Raw genomic sequence first — 18,837 nt, forward strand, 5'->3', positions numbered from 1 at the left:
CGCACCCGCATGACCTCAATGTTCGCCGGAACGCCGACCCCCGACATCACACGAAGAGATGAGATCGACAGACTCATCCGCACCCGACGCCCCGGGACCTCGGCTTGGCAGACCTGCTACGAGCGGTCCGAACGGTGGGACGAGGACGGCACGTGGGCGCGTCCGCTGGAAGAAGTCCAGGTCAAGGACGACGCGGCCGGCAGGATCGTCGGGACGTTCGCGGTCGACTCCACGATCGCCCCGGGCCCATCAGCATTCGGCGGGAGCCGCTCAAAAGGGGGGCCCTGCGGGGGACGACCGAGCAGGATGATCACGGCAAGGCACTTTCCAGACAAGGGATCGGCCGTTCCCACGGCGGACCGACGCGCAAGACGCACCTGGTCGTGAAGGGCACGGCCACCCGCACTGGACACCGATGGCCACCACGACCGCAGACCAGGTCGAGCGCTGCGTCAACCGGCTCGAGCAGTTCGGAGCCATCGCCACCCGCTACGACAAGCTGGCCGCTACCGAGCAGGCGTGCTGCCGGCCGGCCTCATCCTCTGGACCCGCGAACGATCAGACAGGCCCTAGGAGCCGGCGGGCTTGGGCAGGCCCTGGTTCTCGTGGCGGACGGCGAGGTGGCGGCGCATGAGGAGCATGGCGAATTCGGCGTCGCGGTCGAGGACCGCCTCGATGATGCGGGCGTGCTCTTCCCAGGAGCGGGCGACCGCGGCGCTCTTGCCGCCGACGAGGTGGTGGGCCTGGTTGCGGACGGAGCGGAGGGAGTCGGAGAGGAAGCGGGAGCCGCTGCCCCGGGAGAGAAGCTCGTGGAACTCGTCGTTCAGCTCGTCCAGCTTCGCGGCGCCGGAGTCCGGGGACTGTCCGTTGCCGGCTTCGAGCAGGGCGCGCAGCTCGGCGAGGACCTCGTCGTCGCCGCGTTCGACGGTGCGGCGGACGGCCATCAGTTCGAGGGCGACGCGGATCTCGCGGACCGTCTCCAGCTCGTCGCTGTCGAGCTGGGCGACCCGGACGCCCCGGCGGGGGATCGCCTCGAGCAGGCCCTCGGCCTCCAGGCGGCGGAACGCCTCGCGCACGGGGAGGCGGGACACGCCGAGACGTTCGGAGATGGCGAGCTCGGTGAGGTGGGCGCCCGGTTCCAGGTCGCCCCCGAGGATCAGCCGGCGGAGTTCGTCGACCGTCTCGTCGCGCAGATTGCGGTGCCGGGCACCGATCGTCGTCACTCGTGCTCTCCATCCGCCCTCCGCCCGGCCTCAGACCGGACGGCATCACCAACGACCCGTCAATTCTCTGGATACATGATGCACTAACCGCCCTACCTGTGCACAGCGTTCGGTAGTGGATCATCGCGAGACACCACCCGAAGACCGGCCCCGAGACCCCGGATCGGGGCACCCCGCGCCCCCGCTCTCAGCCGCGAAGCGACATTTCGGACGCCACGAAACAGCTTAGTTACAAACCGCGTCTTCTTCGTTCACGATCACGGGATACAAAATCCCCATGACCGCGTACACCTTCATCCCTGCCACGCCCGACACCGCCGTGGTGCGGGTCGAGCAGATCGATCACATCGTGCTCCGCGTGGCCGACCCCGAGGCGTCGGTGCGCTGGTACACGGAGAAGTTCGGCTTCATGGTGCACCGGCTGGAGGAGTTCCGCGCCGGGACCGTGCCCTTCCCGTCCGTCGAGGTGCGTCCCGGCCAGATCCTCGACCTGGACGCCCGTCGCGAGAAGACCGGCACGAACGTCTCCCACTTCGCGCTGGTCATCGGCGAGACCGACCTGTTCGCCTTGAAGGAGCGGTTCGAGGTCGCGGAGGGCCCCTACCGCCGATGGGGCGCGCTGGGCCCCGCCGACCTCCTCTACATCAACGACCCGGACGGCAACACCATCGAACTCCGCCACTACGGTCCGAGCCAGGTGAACCCGGGCGCATGACGCAGCACACTGAACTGGCGCGCCGCGCGGTCGCCTCCGGCACCCTGGGAGCGGTCGCGGCCGGCGCCCGCCCCGCCGCCGCGATCGGCACCGCGATCCTGCTCCAGGGCGGTAACGCGTACGACGCGGCCGTCGCCGCGGCCCTGGCCGAGACCGTCCTGCTGCCGTCGAAGTGCGGGCCGGCCGGCGACGTCGTGGCCCTGCACCTGGGTGCGGACGCCGACCGTCCGGCCTCCCTGATCTCCGTCGGCAAGGCCCCGGCCCGGCTCTACGGGGCGGCCGAGGCGACGGGCTGGGCCCCCTGCGTGACCGGCCCGCTGTCGGTCGGCGTGCCGGGCGCCCCCGCGGGATACAGCGCCCTCGCCGCGCGCGGCAGGCTCGGCCTCGCCGCGCTCACCCGGCCCGCGATCGACCTGGCGCGGCGCGGCATCATCTGGTCGTCCGTCAATCGGCGGCTGGTCGCCGAGTCCCTTGACGTCCTCACCGAGTGGCAGCCGCAGGGCACCCGCTACTCCCCCACCGACGGCCCCCTACCGCTCGGGTCCCGGGTGCGCCTGCCCGGCCTGGCCGATGTGCTGACCGAGTTCGCCGACCGCGGCGCCGAGCTCTTCACGGGCGCGCTCGGCGAGCGGGTCGTCGCCTACGTCACCGGGCACGGCGGCGTCGTGGAACCGGCCGATCTGCGCCCGGTCCCGCCGCTGGAGACGCCCGCGGGGCACGCGCCGATCGACGGCACCGACGTCTGGGCCACTCCGGCCCCTACCTACGGTCCGGCGCTGCTCGCGGCCCTGGCCGAGGGCGGCGCTCCGGAGGCGGTGCGGGCCGCCCTCGCGGGACTCCGCGCGCCCACGGGCCTCCCGCCCGCGCTCGTCGACGGCACCTCCACGGTCGCCGCGGCCGACGCCGAGGGCAACCTCGTGGTGCTGGTGCACTCCAACTCCTTCCCCCGCTACGGCAGCGGGCTCGTCGTCCCCGGCCTCGACCTGGTCCTGTCCAACCGGGCGGGCCGCGGCTTCACCTTCCTGCCCGGCCACCCGAACGCCCCCCTCCCCGGATCCCGGCCCCCGACGACGCTCCACGCCTGGGCGGCCAAGGACTCCTCGGGCGCCTGGGTGCTCGGCGCCACCCCCGGCGGCGAGCAGCAGGTGCCCTGGAACACCCAGACGCTGCGCCGTCTGCTCGATCTGCCCCCCGACCTGGCCCCCGACCTGGCCCCCGCCGCGCTCGCCACCGCCCTGGCCGCCCCACGCTGGGAGTTCACCGCCTCCGGCGACCTCCTCCGCGAAGGCGACCGCCTCCCCGAGTTCGGCGCCCGCTCCGCCCACACGATCGTCCGGCGCGACGCCGACGGCACCCTCACCGCAGTCGCCGACCCCCGCCAGGACACCGCGGCGGTGGCCCTGTGAACGCCATCACGACCCACCGGTCGCAGCCGACACGACCGAGCCCCGCAGGCTTCCGTCTACGGCTCCTCAGCGGCGCACCGCTCGCCGTCGCCGCCCCCCGCGTGAACACCTCGGCGGTGACACCGTGAACGCCGTCGCCGCGCACCGGCCGCAGCCGGCGCGAGCGAGGGCAGGTGCGGGTCTGCGGGTCCGGCTTCTCGGGGTCGGCGCGCTGGGTGGCACGCTCGCCGGGTTGCTCCGCGCCGGTGACGTCGCGGGCTGCTCGCTCGCGGGCGTCGTCCGCTCCACCACCGCCGGACGGCCCGCCGAGCTGCTGCGCGGCACCGAGGTCCTGGTCGAGGCGGCGGGGGCGGAGGCGGCCCGTGCCTGGGTGCCGCGCGCGGTCGAGGCCGGGGTCGACGTCGTGCTCTGCTCCTGTGGCGTCCTCGCCGACCCGGAGTTCACCCGGGATCTGCCCGAGGGACCCGGGCGGGTGCTGGTGCCGTCCGGCGCGATCGGCGGGCTCGACCTGTTCGCCGCCGCGGCACGCGCCCTGGACGGGCGGCCCGAGGGCCCGCCGGCGTCGGTGGTGCTGACCACGACGAAGCGGCCCGCCGCGCTGGGCGTCGAGGCCGACCGCCCGGTCGAGGTCTTCCGCGGTTCGGCGCGGGCCGCCGCGCTGGCGCATCCCAAGACCGCCAACGTCGCCGTCGCGCTGGCGCTGGCCACCCTCGGGCTCGACGGCGTCACCGTGGTGATGGTCGCCGATCCGGCGGCGGCCATGACCCGCCACGTGGTGACGATGGCGTCGCCACTCGGCGACTACGAGCTGAGCGTGGCCAACGCGGTCGCGCCGGGCTCCGGGGGCCGGACCTCAGCCGTCACCCCCTGGTCGGTGGTCACCCTGCTGGAGTCGCTGGCCGCCGGCCACGGCGCCGGACTGCTGGTGGCACCGCGCCGGGGCACCGATTCCCGTCACGACACCGAGGACAGAACATGAGCACAACGGCGACAGGCGCCCCGGCCGCGGCCGAGCAGGACTGGGCCCCCGACGGAACCCTGCTGCGCATGCGGGAGGTCGACATGCACTTCGGCAACGGGGTGCACGCGGTGGACGCCGTGGACCTCGCGGTGCGGCGCGGCGAGTTCGTCTCCCTCGTGGGCCCGTCCGGCTGCGGCAAGAGCACGCTGCTGCGGATCGCGGCGGGACTGGAGTCCCGGACGGGCGGAAGCATGCACGTGTCGACCGACGCGATCGGCTACGTGTTCCAGGACCCGACCCTGCTGCCGTGGCGCACGGTGCTGGCCAACGTCGAGCTGTGCACCCAGCTCCAGCACGTCGGCAAGGCGGAGCGGCGACGGAAGGCGCTCGACGCGATCGACATGGTCGGGCTCAGGGGCTTCGAGGAGAACTATCCCAGCCAGCTCTCCGGCGGCATGAAGATGCGCGCCAGCCTGGCCCGTGCGCTGACCCTGGACCCCGAGCTGTTCCTCTTCGACGAGCCCTTCGGCGCGATCGACGAGATCACCAGGGAGCGGCTCAACGGCGAGCTCCTGCGCATCTTCCGGGCCCAGCGCTTCGCGGGCGTGTTCGTCACGCACTCGATCGCCGAGGCGGTGTTCCTGTCCACCCGCGTGGTGGTGATGTCGGCCCGGCCCGGCCGGGTCGTCGGGAGCTTCGACGTCCCCTTCGACGGGCACCGCGAACCCGCGCTGCGCGCCGACGCCGCCTTCGCCCGGCTGACCGGCGAGATCGGCGAGTGCCTGCGGGACGCCGCATGAGCGCGCCGTCACCCGACCCGGAACCGGACCACATGAAAGGCGGAGCGGTGACCACCATCGACACCCCGGCCGCGGCCGCGGCGGCCATCCCGAAGGCCGCCGCCCCGAGCGTGAAGAAGCCCGGCCGGCTGACCGGCACCGTGAAGAACGTCCTGCCCCCGGTCGGCGTCTTCCTCGCCGCGATCGGCATCTGGTACCTGATCTCCTACGTGCTCCTGTCCGAGCGCCGCAGGTTCCTGCTGCCGCCCCCGCATGAGGTCGTCAGGGTCGGGATGCTCGACTGGGCGAACCTCGGCGAGATCCTCGAAGGGCTGCGGATGACGACGATCGTCGCGCTGTCCGGTTTCGCGCTCGCGATCGGCATCGGCACGGTGTTCGCGGTCATGATGTCGCAGGCGAAGTGGGTCGAACGCTCCTTCTACCCGTACGCGGTCATCCTGCAGACCCTCCCGATCCTGGCGCTGACCCCGCTGGTCGGCCTGTGGTTCGGCTACGGCACGTCGAGCCGCATCATCATCTGCACGATCCTCGGCCTCTTCCCGATCATCACCAGCACCCTGTTCGGCCTGAAGTCGGTCGAGCCGAGCCAGCGCGACCTGTTCACCCTGATGAAGGCCGACCGCCTCGAGCGGTTCTGGCGGCTGAGCCTGCCGTCCGCCCTCCCGAGCATCCTCACCGGCCTGCGCACCTCGGGCGGGCTCGCCGTGATCGGCGCGATCGTCGCCGACTTCTTCTTCCGCCAGGGCGAGCCGGGCATCGGCAGGCTCCTCGACGTCTACCGCACCAACCTCGAGACCGAGCGGCTCTACACGGCGCTGCTCTTCTCCTCCCTGCTCGGGCTCGCCCTGTTCGTCCTGAACACGGTGATCACCCACCGGGTCCTGCGGAACTGGCACGCCTCCGCCCGGGACTGACCCGTCCGAACGCGCCGAGCCGCTCTCCGTAGCGACCCGGCGGCCCGGCCGTGCCCAGAAGACCTCCCGCCCCGCCTCTCCCCCCTCCCCTCCTCCCTTTAGGAGAACCATGAAGCGCACCAAGCTTCTCGTCGTGCCGACCCTGCTGGCGCTCGCCGCGACGGCCGCCTGCGGCGGCGACGACGGATCGGACGCCGGGGCCGGCACCGGCACCGGCGCGCTGGTCGACGCGGGCTGCCCCGCGACCATCGCGATCCAGACGAGCTGGTATCCCGAGGCCGAGTACGGCGGCATGTACAACCTGATCGGCCCGGACGGCGCGTTCGACTCGAGCGCGGGCGTCTACTCCGGCGACCTCGGGGGCGTGAGGGTCGAGGTCCGCGCGGGCGGCCCGCTGACCGGCAACCAGCAGGTCACCACCCAGCTCTACACGGCCGACGACGCCGACACGATGAACATCGGCCTGCTCGCCTCGGACGAGGCGATCCAGAACTCGGCGAAGCAGCCGACCAAGGCCGTCATGAACTACTTCGACAAGGACCCGCAGGTCCTCGTCTTCGACCCGGCCACCTACGACTTCAAGTCCATCGCCGACATCGGCGAGTCGAACGCCAAGGTGCTCTTCTTCGAGGGCTCCACCTACATGGACTACCTGGTCGGCTCCGGCCAGATCAAGGAGGAGCAGCTCGACGGGTCCTACGGCGGCGGGCCGGACACGTTCATCGCCGACGCCGGCAAGGACGTGCAGTCCGGCCTGATCACCAGTGAGCCGTACAAGTTCGAGAACGAGTACGCGCAGTGGAAGAAGCCGATCGGCTCCCTGCTCGTCTACGACTCGGGCTACCACAACTACGCGTCGATGCTCTCGATGCTGCCGGACCAGATCACGAAGTACGCCTCCTGCCTGAAGGCGTTCGTGCCGATGGCGCAGCAGGCCACCGCCGACTATCTGGCCGAGCCGACGGCCATCACCGCGCGCATCACCGAGATGAACGAGGAGCTCAACTCGCCCGGCAAGACCTCGACCGGGCTGAACGCCGACGCGATCAAGGTGATCAAGGAGCGCGAACTGATCGCCGACGACGCCGAGGGCACGCTCGGCAACTTCGACGAGGCCCGGATGCAGAAGATGATCGACATCCTCCGGCCGATCTTCGCGAACCAGAACAAGCAGGTGAAGGACGGCCTCGCCCCGGCGGACCTCTTCACCAACGAGTTCGTCGACCCGTCCATCGGCCTCACCGACTGAGCACCGGTCACCCGGGCCGTCGGACGCGCCGACGGCCCGGTCCTCCCCACCCCGTCAACGCAGGAAGGAGCACCGTGCCGAGGAACGCCTCGCGGGGCCTCCGGGTCGGGTCGCGCGGTGTCCGGCCGGACGCCGCGGCGAAACTCGCCGGGGACTTCGCCTATGCCACCGGGCTGCACGCCGCAGGCGAACTGCACGGCGCGACGGTGCGCGGCACCGTCGCGAGCGGGATGCTGGACGCGGTCCGGACCGACGCGGCGCTGCGGGTGCCCGGCGCGCGGCTCGTGCTGACGGCCGCGGACGTTCCCGGCGCGCGGCATCTCGGGCTCAAGACGGCCGACACCCCGGTCCTCGCGATCGACCGGGTCCGGTACGCGGGCGAGCCCGTCGCGTTCGTGGTGGCCGAGACGGCCGAGGCCGCGCGGCGGATGGCCCTGCTGGTCGAGCCGGTGATCCGGCCTGCCGAGCCGCTGCTCGACCCGTTCGCGGCACTGGAGGCCGGAGCGCCTCTGGTCGGGGCGGAGTCGAACCTCGTCGCGGAGCTGGAGCTGGCGCACGGAGACGGCGTGCACGGGGCCGTCAAGGTGAGCGCCCGGTGGCGGACCGGACGGCAGGACGCCGCGTTCCTCGCCCCCGAGGCCGGGCTCGCGTCTCCGGGACCGGACGGCTCGGTCGTCCTCGACGTGGCCACCCAGGACGTGCACGAGGACCGCCGCTCGATCGCGCTCGCGCTGGGCCTGCCGCCGGAGAAGGTGCTCGTGCGCCTGGCGGGGGTGGGCGGGGCGTTCGGCGGACGCGAGGACATCACCCTGCACGTCCATCTCTGCCTCGCCGCGCTGCGGACCGGACGGCCGGTGCGCGCCGTGTACGGCCGGGCCGAGTCACTGCACGCCCACCCGCACCGGCACCCGGCGACGATGGACTACGCCCTGTCCGCCGACCGCGCCGGGCGTCTCGTCGCGCTCGACGCCGATCTCCTGCTCGACGGGGGCGCGTACGCCAGCACGTCGCTGCCGATCAGCAAGATCGTGCACTACTTCGCCGCGGGACCCTACCGTATCCCGTCGGTGCGCGTCCGTACCCGGACGGTTCACACGAACAATCCCGTCTCGGGCGCGCTGCGCGGGTTCGGCGCCACCCAGGCGTGCTTCGGCATCGAGTCCACGATCGACCTGCTCGCCGCCGAGCTGGGGCTCGACCCGCGCGAGCTGCGCCGCCGGAACCTCCTGGCCCAGGGCGAGCCGCTGGCCACCAGCCGTCAGCCCCTGACGGGCACGGCCGCCCCCGCCGCGGTGCTCGCCGCGCTCGACGGCGTCCCGCTGCCGCCGGACGCGCCGGGCCGCGGCGTCGGCTACGCGATCGGCATCAAGAGCGCGGGCCTGGGCGACGGCCGCCCCGACCCGGCGGGCATCGGGCTCCGGCTCGACGCGACCGGCCTGACCGTGCGCAGCGCGGCGGCGGAGGTCGGCCAGGGCATCGGCGCGGTGCTGGCCCGGATCGTCGGCAGCCACTTCCCCGACGTCCCCGTCCGCCTGGCCGAGTCGACGACCGGGCTTCCGGTCGCGGGCGGGTCCAAGGCGAGCCGTCAGTCGATGGCCAGCGGCGGGGCCGCCGACCTGGCCTGCCGCGACCTGCTCGCCCGGCTCAACGGCCTCGCCGAGGCGCGCGGGCTCCCGGACTGGCGGTCGGTCGGCCTGCCCGAACTCCTGGACGGCGCCGTGCTGACCGCCGAGGCGGTGAACCCCGGCCTGCCGACGCAGGAGACCGACGCGCGCACCGGCACCGGGCACCTCCACCAGGCCTTCCAGCTCACGGCCCATCGCGCCGTGGTGGACGTGGATCCCGAGCTCGGCACGGCCCGGCTGGTCCAGCTCGTCGCCGCCCAGGACGTCGGCCGGGCGATCGACCCGGTCGGCGTGCGCGGGCAGCTCGTCGGCGGCTCGGTGCAGGGCGCGGGGTTCGCGCTGTTCGAGGAGATCCCGGTCGACGGCGAAGGCCGCCCGCGCGCCAAGGGCTTCGGCGACTACCTGCTGCCGCTGGCCTCGGACGTCCCCGAGGTGATCGCGGTCCCCCTGGAGCACGCCGACGACCGGCTCGCCTTCGGCGCCAAGGGCATCGGCGAGGGGCCGCTGGTCTCCAGCCCGGCCGCCGTCGCCGCCGCGCTGCGCGCCGCCGACGGCTCCCCGGTGGACCGCGTCCCCGCCTACCGGCTCGCCCCCTCTCCGCCCGGCGAGGACGCCGAACGACGGGCCGGGGACGACCCGGGCCCTGGCGTCGTGCTGCGGCCGACCTCCTGGACGGAGGCCGCGGCGCTGCTCCGCGCGCATCCGGACGCCACGGTGCTGGCCGGAGGCACCGCGCTGCTGCCCCGGTTCAACACGGGCGGGCTCCGGCCGTCCACGGTGATCCTGCTCAGCGGCATCAGCCCTGAGCCGCCCCGGATCGGGGACGGAAGGATCAGGTTCGACGCGCGGACCACGGTGGGCGAGGCCCGGACCGTCGCCCGGTGCCTCCCGGAGGATCTCGGCTGGTTCGGCACGCCCGCGGTCCGGCGGAGGGCGACGGTCGTCGGGAACCTCCTGGCGGCCGAAGGCGGGCGGCGTGACCTCGCCGTTCCCCTCCTCGCCGTGGACGCCGTCCTGCTCACCCCGGAGGGCGACGTCGGCCTCGACGAGGTGCTCGACGGTGCCGCGCCGGGTCTCGTCACCGCGATCGAGACGGACGTCCCCCGGCGTCTGGGCTACGCCCGGACCGGTGTGCGGCCCTCCGTCGCGCCGCCCGAGGCGGCCGTCGCGATCGCGTGGCTGCCCCGGCCCCCGGGTGCGGACCGGGTCCGGGTCGTCGCCCGGCTGCGCGCGGCGCGGCCCGAGCGGCTGCGCGACGCCGAGCGGCTGCTCGAACGGCGCGCCCCCCTCGACGAGGTCGCCGCGGCCTGCACCGGGCACGCGCGCCCCTTCGGCGTCCTCGCACGCCGCATTCTGGAGGAGACCCCTTGAAGTTCACCCTGGACGGCCGGACGGTCGAGGCCGAGCCGCGGCCCTGGTCGAGTCTGCGGCAGCTGATCGAAGACGTCGCGCACCCCCTGCCGACCGGCTGCGACACCGGCCACTGCGGCAGCTGCACGGTCCTGCTGGAGGGCGCGCCGACGCCGTCGTGCCTGGTCGGCGCGGTCGAGGCGGACGGGCGCGCGGTCGCGACGGCGCGGACCTCCGCCGATGCCCGGCTCATCGAGGCGTTCGCCGCAGAAGGCGCGGTCCAGTGCGGCTACTGCACGCCCGGCATGCTGGTCACCCTGTCGGCGCTCCTGCGCGAGCGGCGCGGGAAGCCGCTGGCCGCCGAGACGGTCCGCCGCGCGCTGGACGGGAACCTCTGCCGCTGCACCGGCTACGCGGCGATCGTCGCGGCGGCCCTCCGCGCGCACGGAGAGGCGGCCGCATGAGCGGGAAGGCCATCGTCGGCGGCCGGGTCCTCACCATGGACGCCGAGCGCCGCGTCCTGGACCGGGGCACGGTCCTGATCGAGGACGACTCCATCGTCGCGGTCGGGCCCGCCGACACCGTCGCGATCCCGCCGGGCTGCGAGATCATCGACGCGTCCCGGTCGGTCGTCATGCCGGGTCTGGTCAACGCGCACACCCACGGGTCCCCGATCCTGCTCCGGGCGGGCGGCAACCAGGACCGCGGCCTCACCGACTGGCTCTTCAACGACCTCTATCCGGGCCTGGCCCGGTACACGCTCGCCGACCTGGAGACGGCGCTGCGCCACTTCGTCCTGGAAAGCCTCCGCGCGGGTGTCACGACCGTGGTCCTCAACGACCATGTGCACCCCTTCGACCCGCTTCCCGCGATCGACGCCGCCGTGCGCGTCCTCAGCGACACGGGCATCCGCGCCGTCTACGCCCGGATGTTCACCGATGCCCGGCGGCCCGGCTCGCCCGAGCTGATGGACACGATCCGGGCCCGCGAGCCCGGTGTGCGGCCGGCGTCCGTCCTGCGCGACACCGACGCGGTCCTCGCCGATCTCGCGGAGATGTACCGGCGGCACGACCGGGCCGCCTCGGGCCGGATCCGGGTGTGCGCTTCGCCGTCCACCGCCAGCACGGCCGGCCTGCGCGCGCTGGTCGGCAGCCGTGCCCTGGCGCACGAGCACGACGGCATCTGGGCGCTGCACCTCGCCGAGACCCCGGACGACAGGCCCGTCGGCGAGATGTCGGCCGTCGAGTACCTGGCCTCCCACCACCTCCTCGACGACCGCCTGCTGCTCGGCCACGCCGTGCACCTCGGCCCGCGCGACCTGCGGCTCATCGCGGCCGCCGACACCAGGATCTCCACCCAGCCGGTGAGCAACGGGGTGCTGGGCTCGGGCGTCGCGCCCGTCCCGGCGATGCTCCAGGCCGCGATCACGGTCGGCATCGGCACCGACGACGCCAACTGCAACGACGGCTGCGACGTGCTCGCCGACCTCAAGACCCTCGGCGTGGTCCAGCGCGCGGTCAACCGCGACGCGGGCGCCCTCACCGCCGAGGAACTGCTGGAGACCGCCACCCTCGGCGGCGCCCGCGCGGCGGGGCTCGAAGGCACGGTCGGCGCCCTGGTCCCCGGCCTCCAGGCCGATGTGATCCTGCTCGACGCCGCCGCGCCGCACCTCAATCCGGCGCCCGGCCTGCCCGCGATGCTCGCCTGGCAGGCGACGGGACGGGACGTCCGCACCGTGCTCGTCGCCGGTCGCGTGGTGATCCGCGACGGCGTCGCCGACTGGCTCGATCCAGCCGCGGAGACGTCCCTGGTGGACGAGGTGAACGAACGGGCCGCGCGGATCACCGCCGAGGCCGGCATCCCGGCCGTCCGCCCCTGGCGCAGCCGTGTCCCCCGCCGGGCTTTGGCACCGGGGAAGACCTCATCGAGTTTTGGATACAAGATCCCGTCGAGTGCTCGACCGGAAAGCTGAGAGGAGAACCATGAGTCGCACCGCGCCCCTGGACCCCCGTGTGATCGCGGAGGCCCGCCGGATCCTTGCCGACGTCGACCGTGTCACCGATCCCGTCGCCACGGCCCGGCTGCTGCCGCCCGAGGTGTACACCAGCGAGGAGTTCTGGCAGTTCGAGAAGGAGGCGGTCTTCTCCCGCGAGTGGCTGTGCATCGGGCACGTCGGCGAGGTGCCCGAGCCGGGCGACCAGCTCCCGCTGACCGTCCTCGGCGAGCCGATCGTCATGCTGCGCGACACCGAGGGCGACGTCAGGGTCATGTCGGCGGTCTGCCGGCACCGGGGCCACCCGCTGTTCGGCGGGCTCGCTGCCGAGAAGCGGGCGGCCGAAGGCAAGTCGATGACCTGTGTGTCGGCCACACGGATGGTCTGCCCGTACCACAACTGGCAGTTCGGCCTCGACGGCAGACTGGTCGCGGCCCCGTCGATGACCGAGACCGTTCCGGTGAAGCGGCTGCGCGAGACGATCCGGCTACCGCGGATCCGGCACGAGATCTTCCACGGGCTCGTCTTCATCAACTTCGACGACGACGCCGCGCCGCTCGCCCCGACCGTCGCGAAGATGGACGAGGAGCTCGGCACCTTCCACATCGCGGACCTGGTGCCGCTCGAGCCGTTCGAGTTCAAGGACCAGCGGTGGAACTGGAAGATCCACCACGACAACGCCCTCGAGCCCTACCACACCAGCTATGTGCACCGCGGCGTGCACGAGGCGGCGCCCGCCAAGAACGCCCGGTTCATCACGTTCGACGAGGGCGACGGCCAGGTCATGCACCCGACCTACCTGCTCGACGAGAACGCCGGGCTGGCCAGCACCGACGGCAGGCGCACCACGCAGATCATCCCCGGCCTCGGCGAGGAGCAGCGCAAGCGCGTCATGTTCGCGTCGATCCCGCCGATGCTGTTCTCCATCCTCCAGCCGACCTTCGTGCAGCTCGCCTTCATCCACCCGAACGGCCCCGGCTCGATGGACCTGCGCCGGGTCAACCTCTACCCGAGGAGCGCGGTCGAGGAGCCCGGATTCCACGAGGCGTACGAGAAGTTCATGGAGCGCAAGGCCCTCGCCATCCACCAGGACGCCGTCACCACCGCCGCGCTCCAGCAGGGCCTGAACTCCCGCTACGCGCCGCGCGGCCCGCTCTCCTGGATGGAGTCCAACATCCCGCAGCTCAACACCTGGCTGCTGGCCCGCTACCAGAAGGCACTCAAGGAGCTCGCATGACCACCACCACCGACCTCGCCGCCCTCGTCGCGACCCTCGCGGCCAAGGTCGACGCCCTGGAGTCCGAAAGGGCGATCGAACAGCTGATGGTCGACTACATGGCGGCGACCGACGCCGAGTCCGGCAAAGGCGCGAAGGTCGCCGTGCTCTTCACCGAGGACGGCTCCTGGGAGAGCATCGGCCCGCACGGCAACCCGGGCTGGGCGGCGACCGGCCACGAGGCGCTGACCAGGAAGTTCGACCGGAACGTCGAGCGCATGCCGTTCTCCGCGCACTTCGTGACCAACACCGCGATCCAGCTCGGCGTGGACGGCGACCCGGACCGGGCGACCGGCCAGTTCATGTACTTCCAGGCGTGCACCTATCGCGGGGACCGGCCGCTGTGGATCGCCGGCAAGTACCACAACGACTTCAGGCGCGTCGACGGCACCTGGCTCCTGTCGTACATGCGCGTCCACAACTTCTTCACCACCCCGTTCGACCAGGGCTGGGTGAAGGTCCCCCACCTGCAGACCCCCTGAACCGCTTCCACCCTGGAGAGAGAACAGTGCTTCCCTACCGTCACCAGATCCTGCGCAACCTCAAGTTCGGCGCCCTTCCCCGGTTCGTCGCGCTGCAGAAGCAGAAGAACGAGCTGCTGATCGAAGCCGGGCTGACCCCGTACGACGTCTGGGCGCCCGCCTTCGGCGGCCTGCACCACATGGTGCTCGAGGCGCACTTCGCGTCGATGGCCGCGTTCGAGACCGAGCACCTGGCGCAGAAGCAGATAGAGGGCATGGCCACGATCAACGCCGAGCAGCTCGCGTGCGTCATCGAGGGCTCGGCCGAGGACCGCCTCCAGCGCCTCGGCCTCGCCGCCCGATGAGCGCCCCCGAGCCGACGACGCCGCCCGGTCCCCCGCCCGGCGCGGATCCGGGCGGCGTGCTCACCGACCGGTCCTGGTACCGATGGCACGCCCCGTACGACGAGATCGGCTCGGCGCAGACCGACCGGCTCGACGCCGTGCAGGAGCTCATCGCCGAAGCGCTCGACGCCGCCCCGCCGGGCCCGTTGAAGGCGGTCAGCGTCTGCGCCGGCCAGGCCCGCGACCTGCTGCCGATGCTGATCACGCACCCTCGCGGACGTGACGTGGCCGCCCGGATGATCGAACTGGAGCCGCTGAACGCGTCGTTCCTCCACGGCGCGCTCGGCAGCACCGACCTCGAACACGTCGAGGTCCTGGTGGCCGACGCGGGACTCACCGACGCCTACGTCGGCGCCGTGCCCGCCGACCTCGTCCTCATCAGCGGCCCGTTCGCGCACATCGGCCGGACCGACACCCTCCGCACGATCCGCATGCTCCCCCGGCTCTGCGCCCCGCACGCCGCGGTCATCTGGTCCACCCACGGCCAGGCCCTGACCGACCTGTCCCTGGTCCTGGACGCCTTCACCACCGCCGGCTTCACCGGTGCGTCCCGCACCCCCGACGCCAACGCCTTCGCCGCCGGAACCCACCGCCTCACCGTCCCTCCCCCCGCCTTCACCCCCGGAGCCCGCATGTTCACCTTCCCCGAATGACCCCGCCCGCGCCTCCTCCATCCGGACGGCCACCCGGACGGAGGAGGCAGGGAGCGGTCAGGCCGGGGCGGCGGCGATGTCGAGGGTCCAGGTGATGCCGAAGCGGTCGGTGAGCAGGCCGTACAGGGGGGACCAGGGGGAGGGGGCGAGGGGCTGTTTGATCACGGCGTCGGCGGCGAGGCCGTCCCAGCAGGCGCGGAGTTCTTCGGGGGCGGTGCCTCGGACGGAGACGAAGAACGGGTCGCGGCCCCGGTCCCAGTCGAGGTGGGGGTAGACGTCGTAGGCCATGATGCGGAAGCCGTCGGCGGTGGCGACCTGGCCCCAGGCGACGTGATCGGCGGTCTCGGCGGCGGCGTCGCCCATGTCGGCGTAGCTGATGATCGTCAGCTCTCCGCCGAAGACCGACCGGTAGAACTCCAGGGCCGCGCGTGCGGTGCCGCGGAAGTTCAGGTGCGGGGTGACGGCGATGGTCATGATGCGCTCCGTGCTCGTTGAGTGCGCCCGGTGGATCCCGGGCGTCACGGAGCCTCGCAGCGGTGGCGGTCAGTTCCTGTCCGCCATTCGAGGGAGGATGCACGGCATGACCGGAACCCCGTCCCGCATGCTGACGCTGCTGTCGCTCCTCCAGACTCGGCGGGACTGGCCCGGCCGGGTGCTCGCCGAGCGGCTGGACGTCAGCGTCCGGACGGTGCGCCGGGACGTCGACCGGCTGCGGGAGCTCGGGTACCGGATCAGCGCGGCGAAAGGCCCGGACGGCGGGTATCGGCTGGACGCGGGCGCGGCGCTTCCCCCGCTGCTGTTCGACGACGAGCAGGCGATCGCGCTGGCCGTCGCGCTGCGGACGGCGTCTGCGGTGGGGGGCACCGAGATCGGCGAGGCCGCCGCGCGGGCCCTCGCGACGGTCCGGCAGGTGCTCCCCGCCCGGCTGCGGCACCGTGTCGACGGCGTGGCGGTCACCGCGCTCCCCGGCGGCCCCGCGCCGGATCCGGGCGTGCTGGTCGAGGTGAGCGCCGCCGTGACGGCTCGCGAGGAGCTGCGGTTCGACCACATCCCGGTCGGCCGCGCCCCGGACGGGGCGGCGGTCCCCAGACGCGTCGAACCGCACCACGTCGTCGCGAGCGGCGGCCGCTGGTACCTCGTCGCGTGGGATCTGGACCGCGCGGACTGGCGGCTGTTCCGCCTCGACCGGATGACGCCCCGCACCCCGACAGGCCCCCGGTTCGCTCCCCGCCAGGTCCCCGGCGATGACCTCGCCACGTTCCTGTCCGCCCGTTTCAAGGGCTCCGGCACCGCCGACGCCTGGGCCTGCACCGGCGAGGTCGTCCTCTCCCTCCCCGCCCACGAGGTCCTCCCCTATGTCGGCGACGGCCTGGTCGAAGCCGTGGGCCCCGACCGCTGCCGCCTGATCACCGGCTCGTGGTCCTGGGTCGCCCTCGCCGCCTCCCTGGGCCGTTTCGACGCGCCCCTCACCGTCGTCTCCCCTCCCGAGCTCACCGCCGCCTTCGCGCTCCTCGCCGCCCGGTACGGGGCCGCCGCCGAAGACCCGCACGCGAACTCCGCAGGACGCTGACGACAGTGCCGGGATCACGCCTGGCGAAATGCTCCGGTATCCGAAATGCTCTGGTATCAAGGCGTGCGTGCAGTTGCTCCCACGGCACAGCGCACAGCTCCAGCGTCGCCTCGGTGAACGCGATGGCCTGACGGCGCAGGACGGCGACGTCGACGGACGGCGATCACGGCCTCCACGTTGAGCGGGTGGTCGGGGCCGGTCATGCTGTTCGCGTCGACCCCGCCCGACGAGCCGCCGCCCTGGCCGCCCTCGCCGTCCGTGGCCTGGACCGGCACCGGGCTCTCTCCTCACTGGGCGGCGGCATCCGCGCGGCGCCCTGAGGGGCTTACTGCACCGCGAAGCGGATCAGGGCCGGGCGGTCGCCCTGCTTGATCTTGCCGACCCGGTTGATGACCTCAAGCTGCCAGGAGCCGCCGTTCCGGAAGGCGCGGCAGATGGCGTTGGCGTTGTCGGTGCCGAGGAGGGACGGCCAGATGTCGGCGACCTGGCTGCTGGAGCCGCCCGTGGCGTCGTAGATCTTGAAGGAGACGTTGTTGGCCTTGTCGAAGGAGCTTCCCCGCTTGAACGCGGCGGCGATGAAGACGATCGACGTGATCGCGGCGGGGACGTCGGCGAAGGTGACGTGGACGGTCTCGTCGTCGCCCTCGGCGGCGCCGGTCTGCTCGTCGCCGGAGTGCTTGACGGAGCCGTTGCCCAGCGGGTCCAGGGAGTCCAGGCCCGCGAAGCGCACGGGTTCCGCCCCCTGCAGGAGCACCGCGATCAGGTCCAGGTCCACGCCCTTCTTGCGGCGGGCCCGGCCGAGGATGCCGCCGCTGGCCCCCGCGGAAGGATCCCAGGAGACCCCGACGGACATGTGCGTGATGCCCGTGAGGTCGGCGGCGCCGTCTTCTTTGGTGAGGGTGATGGCCATGGGTCCTTCTCCAACCGTTCGTTGCGAGCCGTCTGGGGGGTGAGGCCCTTATTGCTGCGTGGTGCGCGCGCGGTGGGAGCCGGATCTGTGACCCAGCTCCTACTACAGGCGTAGTAACAAACGTATCCGCCCTTCGGAGAGTTCCCCACCCGGGCCGCCGGAGCCGAGCGGACGGGCGAAGGTCAGCGGGCCCAGGGGGCGCGGACGAGGAAGGAGCCCGACGGGTCGGCTCTCGCGGCGCCCAGGAAGTCGAGCCGGATGCCGTCGGGGTGGGCCCGGAGGGCGTGTTCCGGGTAGTTGTGGGAGCGGAGCGCGACCGTGCCCTTCCGGCGTCCCGGTTCGGGGCAGAAGGTGGCGTCCTCGCCGAAGAGGGCGGTCGCTTCGGCGGCGGAGAGACGGAGCCGCATGCCGGAGTGGCGCAGGTAGCGGCCGTCGGCGGCGCGCAGGGAGACGCAGCGGGGGGCGGCCAGGCCGCGGACGACGGTGTAGGTCGCGCGGCTCCTGAGGGTCCTGCCGCCGGCGCCGGTCACCGGGGCGAGGACGGGGAAATCGCCCTCGGCCACGAGGAAGCCGCCGCGCCGGCCGGCCGACTCCAGTGACCACGATCCGAGGGGCAGCGTCGTCGGCGCCGCGGGGCGCGAGGGCGTCGGCCGCGTCGAGGTCGACGGGCTCGGTTCCGGGGCCGGAGGCCGCGGCTTCGGGCGAAGCGCTCGACGCCGTGCCCGGCACGGCCGCGGTCCCGCTCCCCACCGCCCTGCTCGCGGCGGGCTCCTTCACCGGCGCGGGCGGATCACACGGCACCGCCGCCGACGCTTCCGGCGACGCGCCGAGAACAAGCGCGCAGGAGGCGAAGACCGGCGCCGGCATCTGCGCAAGGGGTCGCAGCAGCATGAGGGCTCCAGAGCCGACGAGGGACGTTCGTTCCACAGGGGCCCGCCGCTCGACCGGGCCCACTCAAGGAGGCCGCCCACCGTCCGCCCGCAGAACAGAAATCCCGCACCGATCACCGCACCCGGCCTTCCCACCGCGCGAAGGGGCGGAGCCGCCCGCACCGACGGGCGGCCCTCCCTGATGGAGGCGACCTACGGGGTGTACGGGGTGACGGAGACGAACCAGGAGAACCGGTTCGATCAATTGCGTCATCCCGCCGATCGTCCTTCGCACCAGCACCGGCCCCGCCCCGCCTCCCGCTGACCGGTGCCTCGTCCCGAACGCCACGGGCCGCCGTCCTGTCGTCGGTCGTCGCGTCGCAGGACGCGAGTCCGTCTCGATGGACGACGCGATGGCAGGGTGTGGATCGCGATCTCCGTGCCCCGTCCGGCCGACC

The 18,837-nt window shown here is 73.0% G+C and carries 18 protein-coding genes; 14 read left to right on the forward strand and 4 right to left on the reverse strand.

What is annotated here, in order from left to right; translation table 11 throughout:
• Positions 1–569 precede the first annotated feature (569 nt).
• Positions 570–1,223: a GntR family transcriptional regulator gene (locus tag EDD29_RS20855; RefSeq protein WP_123666029.1), complete on the reverse strand. Its 654-nt coding sequence runs from the start codon at positions 1,221–1,223 to the stop codon at positions 570–572.
• Positions 1,224–1,500: 277 nt separating this feature from the next.
• Here EDD29_RS20855 and EDD29_RS20860 point away from each other — a divergent pair, with 277 nt between their 5' ends.
• The 13 genes from EDD29_RS20860 (at position 1,501) to EDD29_RS20915 (ending at position 15,030) form a co-directional block, all read left to right on the forward strand.
• Positions 1,501–1,938, forward strand: coding sequence for a VOC family protein (locus EDD29_RS20860; protein ID WP_123666030.1), 438 nt, complete (start codon positions 1,501–1,503; stop codon positions 1,936–1,938).
• Positions 1,935–3,344, forward strand: coding sequence for a gamma-glutamyltransferase (locus EDD29_RS20865; RefSeq protein WP_170201484.1), 1,410 nt, complete (start codon positions 1,935–1,937; stop codon positions 3,342–3,344). Before EDD29_RS20860 ends, EDD29_RS20865 begins: the two co-directional genes overlap by 4 nt.
• Positions 3,345–3,468: 124 nt before the next feature.
• A complete protein-coding gene (locus tag EDD29_RS20870; RefSeq protein WP_211359815.1) occupies positions 3,469–4,323 on the forward strand; it encodes an aspartate dehydrogenase domain-containing protein in 855 nt (284 codons plus the stop codon).
• On the forward strand, positions 4,320–5,105 hold the full coding sequence (locus tag EDD29_RS20875; RefSeq protein ID WP_123666032.1) for an ABC transporter ATP-binding protein: 786 nt from the start codon (positions 4,320–4,322) through the stop codon (positions 5,103–5,105). Before EDD29_RS20870 ends, EDD29_RS20875 begins: the two co-directional genes overlap by 4 nt.
• 47 nt (positions 5,106–5,152) lie before the next feature.
• Complete coding sequence (locus tag EDD29_RS20880) at positions 5,153–6,019, forward strand: ABC transporter permease (protein ID WP_211359816.1); 867 nt, start codon at positions 5,153–5,155, stop codon at positions 6,017–6,019.
• Between the two features lie 109 nt (positions 6,020–6,128).
• Positions 6,129–7,268 (forward strand): ABC transporter substrate-binding protein, encoded by a 1,140-nt coding sequence (locus tag EDD29_RS45540; protein ID WP_170201485.1) that lies wholly within the window; start codon positions 6,129–6,131, stop codon positions 7,266–7,268.
• A 74-nt stretch (positions 7,269–7,342) separates the two neighbouring features.
• Positions 7,343–10,264: a molybdopterin cofactor-binding domain-containing protein gene (locus EDD29_RS20885; RefSeq protein WP_170201486.1), complete on the forward strand. Its 2,922-nt coding sequence runs from the start codon at positions 7,343–7,345 to the stop codon at positions 10,262–10,264.
• Positions 10,261–10,707 (forward strand): (2Fe-2S)-binding protein, encoded by a 447-nt coding sequence (locus EDD29_RS20890; RefSeq protein WP_123666035.1) that lies wholly within the window; start codon positions 10,261–10,263, stop codon positions 10,705–10,707. The genes EDD29_RS20885 and EDD29_RS20890 overlap by 4 nt, the downstream gene beginning before the upstream one ends.
• The gene (locus EDD29_RS20895; RefSeq protein WP_123666036.1) at positions 10,704–12,215 is read left to right on the forward strand and encodes an amidohydrolase family protein; all 1,512 of its coding nucleotides are present in this window, start codon (positions 10,704–10,706) and stop codon (positions 12,213–12,215) included. The genes EDD29_RS20890 and EDD29_RS20895 overlap by 4 nt, the downstream gene beginning before the upstream one ends.
• A 10-nt stretch (positions 12,216–12,225) precedes the next feature.
• Positions 12,226–13,473, forward strand: coding sequence for an aromatic ring-hydroxylating oxygenase subunit alpha (locus EDD29_RS20900; RefSeq protein WP_123666037.1), 1,248 nt, complete (start codon positions 12,226–12,228; stop codon positions 13,471–13,473).
• Positions 13,470–13,994: a nuclear transport factor 2 family protein gene (locus EDD29_RS20905; RefSeq protein WP_123666038.1), complete on the forward strand. Its 525-nt coding sequence runs from the start codon at positions 13,470–13,472 to the stop codon at positions 13,992–13,994. Before EDD29_RS20900 ends, EDD29_RS20905 begins: the two co-directional genes overlap by 4 nt.
• Positions 13,995–14,020: 26 nt before the next feature.
• Positions 14,021–14,338 (forward strand): hypothetical protein, encoded by a 318-nt coding sequence (locus EDD29_RS20910; protein WP_123666039.1) that lies wholly within the window; start codon positions 14,021–14,023, stop codon positions 14,336–14,338.
• Positions 14,335–15,030 (forward strand): SAM-dependent methyltransferase, encoded by a 696-nt coding sequence (locus EDD29_RS20915; protein ID WP_123666040.1) that lies wholly within the window; start codon positions 14,335–14,337, stop codon positions 15,028–15,030. Before EDD29_RS20910 ends, EDD29_RS20915 begins: the two co-directional genes overlap by 4 nt.
• A 57-nt stretch (positions 15,031–15,087) precedes the next feature.
• Here the strand turns inward: EDD29_RS20915 and EDD29_RS20920 are convergent, their stop codons facing one another.
• Complete coding sequence (locus EDD29_RS20920) at positions 15,088–15,504, reverse strand: VOC family protein (RefSeq protein WP_123666041.1); 417 nt, start codon at positions 15,502–15,504, stop codon at positions 15,088–15,090.
• Between the two features lie 106 nt (positions 15,505–15,610).
• On the opposite strand from EDD29_RS20920, the gene EDD29_RS20925 reads away from it, so the two are divergent.
• Positions 15,611–16,600, forward strand: a complete 990-nt coding sequence (locus tag EDD29_RS20925) for a helix-turn-helix transcriptional regulator (RefSeq protein ID WP_123666042.1) — start codon at positions 15,611–15,613, stop codon at positions 16,598–16,600.
• A 325-nt stretch (positions 16,601–16,925) separates the two neighbouring features.
• Here the strand turns inward: EDD29_RS20925 and EDD29_RS20930 are convergent, their stop codons facing one another.
• Together EDD29_RS20930 and EDD29_RS20935 are read right to left on the reverse strand one after the other, a co-directional pair.
• Entirely contained in the window at positions 16,926–17,510 is a 585-nt protein-coding gene (locus tag EDD29_RS20930) for a TerD family protein (protein ID WP_123666043.1), read from the reverse strand.
• 182 nt (positions 17,511–17,692) lie between these two features.
• Positions 17,693–18,127, reverse strand: coding sequence for an AbfB domain-containing protein (locus tag EDD29_RS20935; RefSeq protein ID WP_123666044.1), 435 nt, complete (start codon positions 18,125–18,127; stop codon positions 17,693–17,695).
• Positions 18,128–18,837 lie beyond the last annotated feature (710 nt).

It is taken from the genome of Actinocorallia herbida (assembly GCF_003751225.1).
Classification (GTDB): Bacteria; Actinomycetota; Actinomycetes; order Streptosporangiales; family Streptosporangiaceae; genus Actinocorallia; species Actinocorallia herbida.

Bases quoted from the DNA above. Each gene is read 5' to 3' on its own strand.
- EDD29_RS20905 (WP_123666038.1), top strand. From the start codon at position 13,470: ATGACCACCACCACCGACCTCGCCGCCCTCGTCGCGACCCTCGCGGCC.
- EDD29_RS45540 (WP_170201485.1), top strand. From the start codon at position 6,129: ATGAAGCGCACCAAGCTTCTCGTCGTGCCGACCCTGCTGGCGCTCGCC.
- EDD29_RS20915 (WP_123666040.1), top strand. From the start codon at position 14,335: ATGAGCGCCCCCGAGCCGACGACGCCGCCCGGTCCCCCGCCCGGCGCG.
- EDD29_RS20930 (WP_123666043.1), bottom strand. From the start codon at position 17,510: ATGGCCATCACCCTCACCAAAGAAGACGGCGCCGCCGACCTCACGGGC.
- EDD29_RS20860 (WP_123666030.1), top strand. From the start codon at position 1,501: ATGACCGCGTACACCTTCATCCCTGCCACGCCCGACACCGCCGTGGTG.
- EDD29_RS20895 (WP_123666036.1), top strand. From the start codon at position 10,704: ATGAGCGGGAAGGCCATCGTCGGCGGCCGGGTCCTCACCATGGACGCC.
- EDD29_RS20925 (WP_123666042.1), top strand. From the start codon at position 15,611: ATGACCGGAACCCCGTCCCGCATGCTGACGCTGCTGTCGCTCCTCCAG.
- EDD29_RS20865 (WP_170201484.1), top strand. From the start codon at position 1,935: ATGACGCAGCACACTGAACTGGCGCGCCGCGCGGTCGCCTCCGGCACC.
- EDD29_RS20900 (WP_123666037.1), top strand. From the start codon at position 12,226: ATGAGTCGCACCGCGCCCCTGGACCCCCGTGTGATCGCGGAGGCCCGC.
- EDD29_RS20920 (WP_123666041.1), bottom strand. From the start codon at position 15,504: ATGACCATCGCCGTCACCCCGCACCTGAACTTCCGCGGCACCGCACGC.
- EDD29_RS20875 (WP_123666032.1), top strand. From the start codon at position 4,320: ATGAGCACAACGGCGACAGGCGCCCCGGCCGCGGCCGAGCAGGACTGG.